Genomic DNA, 12703 nt, shown 5'->3' on the forward strand with positions numbered 1-12703 from the left:
CATTTTATCCGTCACCATACATGGTTTTTTAGTTGTATAAAAAAACGACATCAGGAAAATGATGTCGTAAAACCAGACAGTTTTCGAATTTTGTCTATAGAAGATTTTTTTACCTTCTTTTAAAATAGATATAATGAAAAAGGAGGACTTTTTATGTCGACCACTATACACCAACATATCCGGGAGTCCGTCCTGAAAACGGCGCTTTTCCACCAATTAAAAAATGGGCAGAAATCGCCGGAGCGAACCGCCCGGAATTTAGAAGAGCTGCTGGATAAATTCAGTCCAATATCCGCAGAGCTTTTTTCCTATTCTGATCTGGTTGCGCTCATTAAAAACTGTTCCAGAGAAGAGTGCCTGGATATCATCATGCATAAGCTTTCTTAAAGCTCCGCCTGGCTTCGGAGATAACCAGCCCGCTCCGTAGCCCTGGCCAGGCTTTTTAAACGATCAGCCACAAGCCGGGGTTCCATCTTCATTCCCTTCTCCACCCAGTCAACGATAATCCCACAGATGCCATATGCATAAAATTCTGCGTCAAAATCCATCTCCTCCATGGTGAGCTTCTTCTTTTCATCCAGCTTTAAAATCGCTTCGGAAAACAGAGCCTTTGCCATCTCAAACAGATAGCTCTCAAAGGTATGTTCCTGTTCTTTGATGGTATTGATATAAAAGGCTTTTTCCTCTTTCATATTCTGAAGCAGTTCATAAATCTTCTGGTTCCAGTTCTCAAGGGTAATGTCTTCTGCTATTTTGGCAAAATTCTCATTATAATAGATCCAGCTTAAAAGTTCATATTTATCCTGAAAATGATAATAGAAGGTCTGCCGGTTTAACCCCCATACGGATGTGATATTTGTTATGGATATCTTATCAAAGGGTTTTTCCCTGCATACCTGTTTTAAGGCTTCCGCTATTGCACGTTTTGTAATCAGCGAATCCGACATAATCCCTCCTGGTTTATTATCTTTTCATTCCTGTAAAATAGTTGCTAAGGGAAGCAAACTGCTCTAAAGTCAATGCTTCTCCCCGCACCGATGGCCCAAGTCCCAGGCTTTTCACTGCCTCCGAGATTTCTTCCTTTGTAAAGGGAACCTCCGGCGAATTGTTCAGTCCGTTTTGAAGGGTCTTTCTTCTCTGGTTAAAGGAAGCACGGATCAGACGGAACATAAGCCTGTATCCTCTGCCTTTACCGGCGGCTCCTTGTGGCGGGTCAGGCGGATTACCGCGGACCCCACATTCGGCCGGGGCATAAAGCAGTTAGGCGGGACGTTTGCCACAATATAGGGCTTTGCATAATACTGGACAGCCAATGAAAGAGCGCCGTAATCCTTGGAACCAGGCCCTACCTGCATGCGGTCTGCCACTTCCTTCTGAACCATGACCGTGACATTGTCTATTGGCACCATGTTTTCAAAAAGGCCCATAATAATAGGAGTTGTGATGTAATAGGGCAGATTTGCAACTACCTTGATCGGACGTCCGTCGTTATACTGTTTTGTTATCTGGTTGATGTCAACCTTAAGAATATCATCATGGATAACGGTCACATTCTCATAGTCTGCCAGGGTCTCTTTGAGAATGGGAATCAGGTTTGAATCGATCTCCACTGCCACCACATGTCTGGCGTTTTCTGCCAGGTACTGGGTCATCGTGCCGATCCCCGGCCCGATTTCCAGAACACAGTCCTCCTTTGTTACACCTGCTGCAGCTATGATCTTATCTAATACGTGGGTGTCTATTAAAAAAATTCTGTCCAAATTTCTTCTGGAAGGCAAATTCGTATTTCTGAATGATCTCGATTGTTTTTTTGGGGATTACCTAATTTATTTTGCATATAGTTTTTTTCCATTCATTTTTTTATTAATTTATGGTATCTTATTATGATCTAAAAGTCAATGATTTATAGACAGGCTCAAAATGCCTGATCTTATATAGGTAATTTACTTCCCAGTAATTCCTTCCGGCACTCAGAACATTTGTTCGCACAATCTTCTTTATTGTCCGCTGTGCCGTTAATAGCGCAGTAAGAAACAGGATAGTCAACATTATTATTCAGCCCTGAGCCAGCAGCGTTACTATGTAAAGAAAAAGGCCCAGGATCACCCAGGCCCAAAAGTTGTGATATCGCAACAACTATTCAGTTTTTCTAGACTGCTTAATAATCTGATCTACATATGTACTCAATCCGGCAACCAGAACACCCTGGGTAATTGCCGTAAACACCGCCATAGCAATTTCCTGCCCGGTCTGGCAGCTACTTGTTCCCAACACGTATATACCGCACAACACAATGCCCACAGCCCCATTGATAAGAGGGATATACTTATCCTTGATGGTCTGGCTCTTTTTAATCGCCTGCCCTAAAAAATACAGAACTACTGCCACCACGATCAGTTCCGGTTTGACATAATTCATAATCTGTTCCATAATTAATCCTCTCTTTCTTCCGGTTTCTCCGGCATGGATAATAAATTGTCTTTAAGTCTCGTTGCTGCATGATTCCCACCCAGATCATGATAGGCATCATACATCCGCTTTACATTCTCTTTGGCATAAATGGGACAAAATCTCTTAGCAAGCCTTCGGTACCCCCAGCCCAATAAAGCGGATATAATTAAAAATAACCATTCCACCCGCTGCCTGTCCATATACTCTATGATTTCTAACAAAGGACCATACCTCATTCTTTCTCTTTTTCATACTCTTTCCCGGTAATATCCAGATATTCTTTTTCAGTGATCCTTCGGCCTGCGGCATTATACACCCATTGTATTGACCATAGTTTTACTTTGTAAAAGCTTTTTACCATTTCAAACTTACTCATGATTTCATGCCCCCTCTATGTCAACATCGGACATCTCGGATAGATACGCCACTTCAGCATTCTCTGCCCTGGTACCTCTCTCAGTTTCGGATCCGGGCATAGGCTTATATAACCCTGAAAAGAAATCTGAGGTTAACAGTTCTAAAACAAACGCAATATAATGTAGTGCAAATAAAATTAAGGAGAATGTTAATGTATAATGATCTATATTGTCAACCGGGGTATCAAAATACAACAGAGCAAATTCCAATTTCATTATCCAAATCTCTTCAGGGAAAATATTTCGTAGGGTTGAGCCGCGAAGAATTTGGCTCCGGCAAATATGCATGGGCTGGCCTTTTTAATCCCAAATGTTCCGGCGTATTGCTTTTCGTAAATGTTTTTACGGTAGGTAACGTTACTGAAATCCCTTTTTCTTTTCAGGTTTGGCTGAATACAACAGTTTCAGGTACAGCGAAGCTAACTGATATGCAAAGCTCCGCAAACACTGCAATACAGCCTGTTCCAAAACCAAATGTTCAGTTTTTATATGCAGATAATGTAGACACAGAGCCTACGGGAGGAACGTTAATATTTGGTCGCCGTTGTCCAGCTGAAACGACAATCGTATCGGAAGAGGACGGAAAATTCATTTGTCCGCCAGGAGGGAATTTCCTGATAAATTGTCTTCCTCCGGAAACAAGTGATGAAAAAATATTGGGCCGCATTGCATTTGGCTGGTGGGAAGAGCCTTATTAATAGCATCTGCTGAATGAGGTCGCCGCAAAATGGAAAACTTCAGAATCACTAATAGCTACCCCCTGCAAGCATTTGTGGCTTTTAACACGATCATGCCACAGTTTGCAGGGGCATCATCGTATTGTCCACCATTTTACGACAGCCCATCCCAAATGCAGAGTCTAGGCCGGTTACATAATGTACACAGCAAAAGCACCTTGCATAATGGTAATAACCAAAGCAAAACGTCTGGATCTTACTGTGACCTGTAAGGCTGCAAGTAAGCTCTTTCTTCTGCTCCTTATCTGTAACTCCTCACACATCTGATTTTTCAATCAATTCCTTTTCGCTCTGAATTTCTAATCTTGCAATCTTTTTTCCTCTGATACTAATTTACGTAGCAGGCACCATCGCTGATGCCCTCTATCCTGGCTTGCCTCTGACTCCAGCTCCACCGGCTCAAAGTTCTTACACAACGTTTCCATCCTCGTTTCTGGCAATAAAAAAAACTACCAGCTTAATACTGATAGTTAAAGGTTTTCTTTGCATATTCAATTTTATCGGCTTCACATTATGCTCATAATCTCTGCTATAAATTATAGCTGTTTCTTTAATGTATAAAGTCTGATATCATCGGGAAAACCGTTGACTTCTCCACAAATAACATATCCTTGCTTTTGATAAAAAATGGGGCTTAAAAAGAGGATGTTGGAGAACATTCACAATGTATATAATATAATCACTTTGGAAGAGTGTACCGCAGCAAAATGTAATAGGGATTTCCCAGTGTCGCCCTGAATGTCCTCCGTTTCCTTTTATAGCTGTTCCGAAAGCCTGTATAGCCTTTTGGCATTCTGATTGGTGATTTCAATGACCTTTTCTTCTGGGATTCCCTTAATGGCACTGATTTCCTGCACCACATAGGGAAGATTTAAGGAAGAATTGCGCTTTCCCCTGTTGGGTGCGGGAGCCAGATAAGGGCAGTCTGTTTCCAGTACCAGCTGTTCCATTGGCATATATTCCACCACTTCTTTAAGCTTTTTAGCATTCTTAAAGGTAAGGACACCTCCGATCCCCAGATAGTATCCCATATTTAAGTATTCCCTGGCGATCTCCTTTCCATAAGAAAAGCAGTGAATCACGCCTCCAATGTCCTTTGCCCCCTCTGTCTTCATGATATCTAAGGTGTCCTTTGCCGCATCCCGGCTATGGATGACCACAGGAAGCTTTACTTCCTTTGCCAGGTTCAGCTGGCGGATAAACCACTTTTTCTGGGTATCATGATCCGGCTCGTCCCAGTAATAGTCAAGGCCGATCTCACCGATTGCCACGATTTTTTTATGGGCAGACCGTTCCTTCAGCCAGGTTATATCTTCCTCGTTCATCTCACCGGTTTCATTGGGATGAACACCGATCGCTCCATATACATATGGATATTTCTCCGCCAGTTCCAGGGTGTTCCTGGAAGTTTCCATGCTGGCGCCTATATTGGTAACAGCCTCAATTCCATGGTCAAAAAGGCTTGTCAGCAGTTCCTCTCTGTCTTCATTAAATGCCTCATCATCATAATGGGCGTGTGTATCAAAAATCATAGGAATCTCCTTTAACGAGCAGGTCCCTTCATCCATGAAGGTGCCTTTCTTACTTTATAATAATCAAACGCAGGATATAAAGCAAAACTAAGTGAACAGGATAAAACCAGTAAAAAAAGGTATTTTAAATTCCCTTTTCCTCTGGCTCCGCTGTACATGCTGATAGGGATGAAGCAAGGATGGCCGACCCAAAATAGCTAAGGCTCTCACCGGCTGCAGGATACCTGCACAAATGGTCTGGGTTTTCCTATCTTTATGAAAAACATAAAATAGCAGGATCATGACAATCCCTATGATATCATAATCACATTTCAAAAAAACAGCCGCGCCGCATCCGGCTAAAAATACCAGGGTCTGCCTGATTGGGTTCCCCAAAGCCTTATCATACCAGTAAAGGACACACAGACCAATGAACAGGGTAAAATATACATTTTGATAGTCTGGATAAAACCATTGGTCAAAGATTGCCAGGTCAAAGGGAATCTCGGATATAAGGGCGAATAAAAAAAGCCTGGCTCCATATTTTTTTAATATCCCTGGTATGAAAAAATCCTTCTACCAGCAGAAAGCAAAAAATAGGAAATGCAACTCTTCCAATGGTTCTAAGCACCAGGTCAGCCGTGTTCCACAGGTTTCCTCCCTGCAAGCCCAAAAGCTCCCAGGCAGGAGGGTTGTCCTGATTTTTTTAAAATACCGTTTTCAACAACAGCCACGCCTATATGGTCTATGAGCATGGTAACAATGGCGATCATCTTTAAAGTATTTCCTGTTATTCCTTTTGTACGGGTACTGATTGACTCCTTCATGGAATCTTCCTCCTTAAAACAACAAGGCCGGATCAAGTTACCCGGCCTTTCGCTGTTTTCTATCAAGTATCCCCAGACATTCCCTTTTAATTAGCAGATTTCTGCTCCTGCCGGCATTGCTTTCTCCGGAACCATAAGGGATAAATTGCCTTCTGCATCCTCCGCGCAGAGAAGCATGCCTTCAGACAGGACTCCAGCCAGTTTTGCTGGTTTTAAGTTTACCACAACCATCACCTTTTTGCCAACCATTTCTTCCGGTGAATAGTGGGCTTTGATTCCGCTGACAATCTGCTTTACCTGGCTTCCGATCTTCACCTGGGAGCACAGAAGCTTCTTTGACTTTGGAACGGCCTCACAGGCAATGATCTGGCCTACCTGGAACTGCAGCTTGGCAAAATCGTCGTATTCGATCTCTGCTTTGGCTTCTATATCAATCACAGCAGAACCATCTTCTTTGGCAGTTTCCCTGGATTCTTCCTCCTTCGGTCCATACATGGCTTCCACCTTCTCCATAACTTCCTTAATATCCATACGTGCAAACAGGATCTCCGGCTTATCAGTCACCTTATTTCCAGAGGGATATACACCGAATTCATTCATCTGGGACAGCTCTCTCCTTGAAGTATTAAGCTGGTTAAGAATCCTTTTGGAAGTATCCGGCATAAAGGAATCAAGGAGGGAGGCTCCGATGGCAATGGCTTCCGTCAGATTATAAAGAACGGTTTCCAGCCTGCCCTTTGAGGCTTCATCCTTTGCAAGGGTCCATGGAGCAGTTTCATCAATGTATTTGTTGCTCCTTCTGAAAATATTAAAGATTGCCGTCATTGCATCAGCAACGCGGAGCTTCTCCATCTTCTCCTGAACCTTTTTCACTTCTTCTAACACCACTGCCTTAAGATCCTCATCAACAGCCTCTGCTGCATTTCCGTCAGACACGATGCCGCCAAAGTATTTATTGGACATGGAAATGGTACGGTTCACCAGATTACCCAGGATATTAGCCAGGTCGGAGTTCATGCGCTCAACCATAAGCTCCCAGGAAATGACCCCGTCATTATCAAATGGCATTTCATGAAGGACGAAATAGCGGACTGCATCCACACCGAAGAAATCCACCAGGGTATCCGCATAGAGGACATTTCCCTTGGATTTACTCATCTTGCCGTCTCCCTGAAGCAGCCATGGATGGCCAAATACCTGCTTTGGCAGAGGAATATCAAGGGCCATAAGGAAAATAGGCCAGTAAATTGTATGGAACCGGATAATATCCTTACCGATCAGGTGAAGGTCTGCCGGCCATAATTTGGCAAACTGGTCACTGCTTTTTCCGTCACAGTCATAGCCGATTCCTGTAATATAGTTGGTCAGCGCATCAAGCCAGACATAGGTGACGTGCTTCGGGTCAAAGGACACTGGAATTCCCCATTTAAAAGTAGTCCTGGATACGCAAAGATCCTGAAGTCCTGGAAGGAGGAAATTGTTCATCATCTCATTTTTTTCTGGACACAGGCTGGATAAAATCCGGGTTCTCATTGATGTGTTTTATTAAACGGTCCGCATATTTGCTCATGCGGAAGAAATATGCCTCTTCTTTTGCCGGCTTCACTTCACGTCCGCAATCCGGACATTTGCCGTCTACAAGCTGGGATTCTGTAAAAAAAGGATTCACAGGGCGTGCAGTATAAGCCTTCGTAATGTCCCTTATAGATATCTCCCTGGTCATAGAGCTTCTTAAAGATCTTCTGAACCTGCTCCTCATGCTCCTTGTCTGTGGTTCGGATGAATTTATCGTAAGAGGTATTCATCAAATCCCAGATATTCTTAATTTCACCGGCAGCCCTGTCTACGAACTCCTTAGGCGTGATTCCTGCTGCCTCTGCCTTTTCCTCAATCTTCTGGCCATGCTCATCGGTTCCTGTCTGGAAAAATACGTCATAGCCTCTGCTCTCTTATAACGGGCGATGGAATCTGCTAATATTGCTTCATAGGTATTGCCGATATGTGGCTTTCCTGATGCATAGGCAATAGCCGTGGTGATATAATATGGTTTTTTGTTAGAGTCTTTACACATTCTGATTTCCTCCTGTTTATAAAATGGGATGAGCAAAGGGTTTCTTCCCTTTCTGCAAAGAAAAACCCGTCTTAAAATATCCTTTCGGAAATTTAAAGACGGGGAACTATCCCGTGTTACCACTTTAATTTATCCGTACCTTACAGTACGGACCTTACCGGCTGCGTTTGTTTCATAAAATCAGCTTAAGACCTTATGGTTACTTAATAACAGTCTGACACGATAACGGGTGTAACCGTCGAAATTTAAAGGCGCACTTCGCCAATTCAATTCCGCTGCTCCAAGGCCATATTGGGAAATACGCTCAAGCTTCCTTTTCAGCTTCCGGAAGTCTCTGCACATGAGGTTGATTTCTTACTCTTCTTTTCTCAGCATTCTCATATAAATAGATTGTCGGTAACCATAGTTTAATGGTTTCAGTAAGGTTTGTCAAGCGGGTAAGCTAGTACATCAGTGCTTTTGTCATGACTTTTTTTAATATCATCATATAAATAATAATAGTGAATCACGGAGGAATCATATATGAAGAACATCGTTTTGAAACAGGGCCGCCGTTTTCTTTCCATCATACTGGCTGTTTCCCTGCTTTGTGCCTGTGCACCTACCAATAAATCGCCTGCAACGTCTTCATGGAGCGGGTACGAACAATACCATGCCAGGGATTTATCCGCTCAAAACAAGTTTGATCAATTTACAAATGACCTGTTTCGTGACGAGATCAGTGAATCCGGAATCAGCTTTCATTTCAGCATTGCAGATCCGGCTTCCCGGGGACTTGACACCGTTCCTTTGACCCTGGGGGATTTTTCTCTGGAAAAAATGAAACAGGGAACAAAAGAACTATTGGATTTAAAAAAAGAATCTGGATGGTTTTAACCCCCGTCAGTTGACCGACGAACAGAAGCTTACCTGGCAGATTCTCCGCTCCTACATAGAAACAGAACTAAGCTCCGACGGCCTGGAGCTTTACGCCCAGCCTTTAACAACCACCATCGGAATCCAGGCACAGCTTCCCATTCTGTTCTCAGAATATGCCTTTTATACCCGGGATGATGTGGACCACTATCTTGCACTGCTTTCTACCATTGATGATTATTATGGGCAGATCCTGGAGTTTGAAAAGCAAAAATCAGAAGCAGGCCTGTTTATGTCTGACGCTTCCGCAGACCATTTATTAAAGTCCTGCGAGGCATATTTGATCCAGCCTGACCACAGCTTCCTTGCAGACACCTTCAATACCCGGGTGGATGCCCTTACGGACTTAACCGATGAAGAAAAAGCTTCCTATAAAGAAAAGAATCTAAAAGTACTGGAAGAGCATTTTATACCTGCCTATAAAAATCTTGTCAACGGCATCACCGCCCTTATGGGGACCGGGACCAATGACAAGGGCTTATCCTGGTATCCCAAGGGAAAGGAATACTTTGAATACCTGGTCCATTCCAACACCGGAACCTCCTATGATTCCATCCGAAGCCTGACAAAGGCAATTGAAAAACAGTTAAACTCCGATATCCAGGCCATAGGACAGATTACAAAGGAACATCCGGAAGTGCTGGATCACCTTGAGAACTATTCCTTTCATTATACCAAGCCGGAAGAGATCCTGGAATCCTTAAAATCCCAGATCTCAAAGGATTTTCCTGAACTTCCGCCCTGCAACTATACGGTAAAATACGTTCCCAGTTCCCTGGAGGCCTCTTTAAGCCCCGCCTTTTACCTGGTTCCTCCTCTGGACCGTTATGAGGATAATGTCATTTACATCAACGGTAACCCGCGTTTTCAAAATGATGACCTATACACCACCCTGGCTCATGAAGGCTATCCGGGACATTTATATCAAAATGTTTATTTTTTTAAGCAGGAAACCTAGCGATTTAAGAAGCATCCTCTCCTTTTCCAGTTATTCGGAAGGCTGGGCTACCTATGTGGAGTTTTACTCCTACACCTTAGATAACGGGCTTCCTCCGGAGCTTGGTGAGCTTCTGGCACATAATACTGCCGTTACCCTGGGCATCTATGCATATCTGGATATTTGCATCAATTATGAGGGCTGGGATAAAGAGCAGACAGCCAAATACCTTGGCACGTTTTATAATATTGAGAAAACAGATATTGCAGATTCCATTTACTCCAGCCTGATCGAAAACCCCACCAATTATATGGAATACTACGTGGGATATATGGAGATTATGGAAATGCGGAACACCGCCAAAAAGATCTTAAAGGATGATTTTAATTTAAAGAATTTCCACACCTTTTTGCTTGATATTGGTCCTGCTCCGTTTTCTGTAATCCAGCCTGCGTTTCGCAGCTGGCTGTCAAAACAGTTAAGAAATCCATAAATCTAAAAGGGCAGAAGCTTGTAATAAACCGCTTCTGCCTTTTTTTGTCTTTATTTTATTTTCTTATAATTCTTAACATATTCCAGATAGTCATTCTCTCCCTGCTTGATCTGATCATTGGAATAATTCTTTCCATTAACAAGAAGTTTTAATTTATCAAGTTCAAAATTCTCGATAAAGGTATTGCCAACCGCTGTCAGGGTAAGTAAATCTTCGGTTGAATCCTTTTCCGGCATCTTGGATAAATCAAGAGTGGCAGTTCCATCTTTCTCTTCAAATTTCAGAACCTTTGTATCTTCCTCTAATACGCCGTATTCAATCAGCTTGTCCACCATGCGTCTGCCGTCAGTTCGGATACTGCATCCATTGCCTGATTTAAACCGGTGGAATCATCATTCCGGCTGTATACGGAAATGATCTCCATAGGCTCTGCATTAGGATCAGGAACTTTATCACTGGCGCCTCCCGTTGAAGCCATCACATCCGGACCAGGCGCTGTGGTCTCCATCTTAGGCTGTGTTGGTGCACATGCCGCTAAGGACATCATTATCATTGCGCTCATTAAAAACACGATGAATTTTTTCATAATTGCATATTGCCTCCTTAAATTCTGTTAAAGGCTCCGAAACCACAAGTTTAACTTGGTCAGAGCTTTGATCAAAACTTCTATCTCATTTTCACTTAAGCCTGCAACAGCACCGGCGATCATCTCCTGATGAAATCTGGCATGGTGCTCATAGGCTTCTTTCCCTTTTTCTGAAAGAGAGATATATACAACACGTCGGTCCTCTTTTCCTCTCTGACGGGTCACATACCCCTTCTTTACAAGACTGTTCATGGCAATGGTCAACGTACCGACCGTAACGGACAGTTCCCTGGCTATGGCTGACATATTCTTTGGCTCACCAATACCAATGGCCTCGATCACATGCATATCATTATTTGTAATGTTGTTAAATTCCTGTGTAATGATAGCCTGTTGTTCTATATCCATAATATCCCGAAACAGTCTTACCAAAACTTCGTTAAGAGTCCCGTAAGTATCCACGTTTATCCCCTTCACATATGACAATAAAAGCTTCTTCGTAATTATACATGATTATGTATCCCAAGACAACCACCTGAATTCTTATGAAATTCTTAAAATCGAAATAAAAAAATACCTTTTATACCAGAAAACGGGATATGATGACGCTGGCGGCAATACCTGCCACTGTGGCGGCCAATGCACCGCCCAGGGTATACCTGGTTTTTTTGATCTTTACGGTTCCAAAATAGATGCTTAAACAGTAAAATAAGGTTTCCGTACAGCTCATGATCACAGAAGTCAGCATACCGATATAGGAGTCAGTTCCATATTTCTTAAAAATATCAAGCACAAGCCCTGTTGCCGCTGAGTTTGATACCAGGCGAACTAAAATAACCGGTACAACCGGTGCGGGAAGAAAAAAGAAAGCAGCCGGCTTTGTCAGGCATTTTGCAAGAAAATCCAGAAAACCGGAAGCCCGGAGCACCCCCACCGCAGTCATAAGTCCAATGAGTGTAGGCATGATTCCTGCTACAGTTTTCATTCCATCCTTAGCCCCGTCTATAAAATCATCAAAAACCGGACGTTTGGACAATATGCCAAAGCCTACCATGTAAAAAATGATAAGCGGCACTGCCGCTTCCGACAGAAACAATAAAAATTTCATATTTTCACCTAAAAACCCATGATTGTTATAGTTTATTCCAATTCTTTCCTTTTCATTCAAGGCATTTTGAGGTAAAATATCCACGAAAGCAATGAGCAGTGCGAAACAGGATATGGGAATATTTTCGTTATGCCCGCACATAAGAAAGTCTTCTCATGGCCTGTTTCACAGGGCGAATGCCCGTGAGCGGGTGAATCCGCAGGACTCACCCGCCGCGCTGCGGACTTACGCTATTAACCGAAAGGAGATGTACAGATATGAACATTTTATTTTTACAATATCCTCCCTGCAGTACCTGCAAAAATGCAAAAAAAGTGGTTGGATGCCCATGAAATAGCATATGACTCCAGAAATATTAAAGAAGAGAATCCAAACGCCACAGAGCTTGCAGACTGGATCAAAAAAAGCGGCCTTCCCATGAAGCGGTTCTTTAATACCAGCGGGATCCTCTACAAGGAAAAGAATTTAAAAGAGCTTTTGCCCGGCATGAGTGAAAAAGAGCAGATCGAGCTTCTGGCGACTGATGGAATGCTGGTAAAACGTCCCTTAATCATTGGCAAAGATTTCGTACTGGTTGGCTTTAAGGAAAAGGAATGGGAAGCAGCATTGCTCCGGTAATCCTTATCCCATGAACAGATTTTTCCCATGGTT

General features: G+C 42.9%; 16 protein-coding genes, 3 pseudogenes and 1 other annotated feature. Of the genes and pseudogenes, 6 read left to right on the forward strand and 13 right to left on the reverse strand.

Features of this window, described 5'->3' with window-relative positions; genetic code table 11:
- Positions 1-153: 153 nt before the first annotated feature.
- Positions 154-387 carry a hypothetical protein gene (locus JCM10519_RS13250; RefSeq protein ID WP_054739712.1) on the forward strand — a complete coding sequence of 78 codons (234 nt, stop codon included), beginning with the start codon at positions 154-156 and terminating at the stop codon, positions 385-387.
- On the opposite strand, the gene dhaS is transcribed toward JCM10519_RS13250, so the two are convergent.
- The 5 genes and pseudogenes from dhaS to JCM10519_RS13275 all read right to left on the reverse strand — a co-directional run bounded on the left by dhaS (position 384) and on the right by JCM10519_RS13275 (position 2827).
- Positions 384-947: a dihydroxyacetone kinase transcriptional activator DhaS gene (gene dhaS, locus JCM10519_RS13255; RefSeq protein ID WP_054739714.1), complete on the reverse strand. Its 564-nt coding sequence runs from the start codon at positions 945-947 to the stop codon at positions 384-386. The genes JCM10519_RS13250 and dhaS overlap by 4 nt on opposite strands.
- A 16-nt stretch (positions 948-963) precedes the next feature.
- Positions 964-1818 (reverse strand): annotated as a pseudogene (gene rsmA, locus JCM10519_RS13260) (16S rRNA (adenine(1518)-N(6)/adenine(1519)-N(6))-dimethyltransferase RsmA).
- Between the two features lie 318 nt (positions 1819-2136).
- Positions 2137-2430 (reverse strand): phage holin family protein, encoded by a 294-nt coding sequence (locus tag JCM10519_RS13265; protein ID WP_347844149.1) that lies wholly within the window; start codon positions 2428-2430, stop codon positions 2137-2139.
- 2 nt (positions 2431-2432) lie between these two features.
- On the reverse strand, positions 2433-2672 hold the full coding sequence (locus JCM10519_RS13270) for a hypothetical protein (protein ID WP_054739933.1): 240 nt from the start codon (positions 2670-2672) through the stop codon (positions 2433-2435).
- A gap of 11 nt (positions 2673-2683) precedes the next feature.
- Positions 2684-2827, reverse strand: a complete 144-nt coding sequence (locus JCM10519_RS13275) for an XkdX family protein (RefSeq protein WP_054739717.1) — start codon at positions 2825-2827, stop codon at positions 2684-2686.
- 192 nt (positions 2828-3019) lie between these two features.
- Here JCM10519_RS13275 and JCM10519_RS13280 point away from each other — a divergent pair, with 192 nt between their 5' ends.
- Positions 3020-3565, forward strand: a complete 546-nt coding sequence (locus JCM10519_RS13280) for a DUF6143 family protein (RefSeq protein WP_054739719.1) — start codon at positions 3020-3022, stop codon at positions 3563-3565.
- 794 nt (positions 3566-4359) lie between these two features.
- Here the strand turns inward: JCM10519_RS13280 and JCM10519_RS13285 are convergent.
- From JCM10519_RS13285 to metG, 4 genes and pseudogenes are all read right to left on the reverse strand, one after another.
- Positions 4360-5136, reverse strand: a complete 777-nt coding sequence (locus tag JCM10519_RS13285) for a TatD family hydrolase (RefSeq protein ID WP_054739934.1) — start codon at positions 5134-5136, stop codon at positions 4360-4362.
- Between the two features lie 87 nt (positions 5137-5223).
- Positions 5224-5679: a TraX family protein gene (locus JCM10519_RS29835; RefSeq protein ID WP_347844243.1), complete on the reverse strand. Its 456-nt coding sequence runs from the start codon at positions 5677-5679 to the stop codon at positions 5224-5226.
- Positions 5680-5750: 71 nt separating this feature from the next.
- Entirely contained in the window at positions 5751-5942 is a 192-nt protein-coding gene (locus tag JCM10519_RS29840) for a hypothetical protein (protein WP_347844150.1), read from the reverse strand.
- Positions 5943-6032: 90 nt separating this feature from the next.
- Positions 6033-8013, reverse strand: a pseudogene (gene metG, locus JCM10519_RS13295) (methionine--tRNA ligase).
- A gap of 91 nt (positions 8014-8104) precedes the next feature.
- Positions 8105-8392, reverse strand: a binding site (T-box leader).
- 143 nt (positions 8393-8535) lie between these two features.
- Here metG and JCM10519_RS29845 point away from each other — a divergent pair.
- Genes JCM10519_RS29845 through JCM10519_RS29855 form a run of 3 tightly spaced genes read left to right on the forward strand, consistent with a single transcriptional unit; the run spans position 8536 to position 10358 of the window.
- Positions 8536-8889, forward strand: coding sequence for a hypothetical protein (locus tag JCM10519_RS29845; RefSeq protein ID WP_347844151.1), 354 nt, complete (start codon positions 8536-8538; stop codon positions 8887-8889).
- A gap of 10 nt (positions 8890-8899) precedes the next feature.
- Complete coding sequence (locus tag JCM10519_RS29850; protein ID WP_347844152.1) at positions 8900-9886, forward strand: DUF885 family protein; 987 nt, start codon at positions 8900-8902, stop codon at positions 9884-9886.
- Complete coding sequence (locus JCM10519_RS29855; RefSeq protein ID WP_347844153.1) at positions 9858-10358, forward strand: DUF885 family protein; 501 nt, start codon at positions 9858-9860, stop codon at positions 10356-10358. Before JCM10519_RS29850 ends, JCM10519_RS29855 begins: the two co-directional genes overlap by 29 nt.
- Positions 10359-10408: 50 nt before the next feature.
- On the opposite strand, the gene JCM10519_RS29860 is transcribed toward JCM10519_RS29855, so the two are convergent.
- The 4 genes from JCM10519_RS29860 to JCM10519_RS13315 all read right to left on the reverse strand — a co-directional run bounded on the left by JCM10519_RS29860 (position 10409) and on the right by JCM10519_RS13315 (position 12052).
- On the reverse strand, positions 10409-10693 hold the full coding sequence (locus tag JCM10519_RS29860; protein WP_347844154.1) for a GerMN domain-containing protein: 285 nt from the start codon (positions 10691-10693) through the stop codon (positions 10409-10411).
- On the reverse strand, positions 10678-10944 hold the full coding sequence (locus JCM10519_RS29865) for a hypothetical protein (RefSeq protein ID WP_347844155.1): 267 nt from the start codon (positions 10942-10944) through the stop codon (positions 10678-10680). Before JCM10519_RS29865 ends, JCM10519_RS29860 begins: the two co-directional genes overlap by 16 nt.
- 27 nt (positions 10945-10971) lie before the next feature.
- Positions 10972-11406 (reverse strand): MarR family transcriptional regulator, encoded by a 435-nt coding sequence (locus JCM10519_RS13310; RefSeq protein WP_347844156.1) that lies wholly within the window; start codon positions 11404-11406, stop codon positions 10972-10974.
- A 118-nt stretch (positions 11407-11524) separates the two neighbouring features.
- Positions 11525-12052, reverse strand: coding sequence for a hypothetical protein (locus tag JCM10519_RS13315; RefSeq protein WP_054739939.1), 528 nt, complete (start codon positions 12050-12052; stop codon positions 11525-11527).
- Positions 12053-12309: 257 nt separating this feature from the next.
- On the opposite strand from JCM10519_RS13315, the pseudogene JCM10519_RS13320 reads away from it, so the two are divergent.
- Positions 12310-12670: pseudogene (locus JCM10519_RS13320) on the forward strand (arsenate reductase family protein).
- Positions 12671-12703: the final 33 nt, after the last annotated feature.

The sequence above is a fragment of the Clostridium sp. NkU-1 genome, assembly GCA_001312405.1.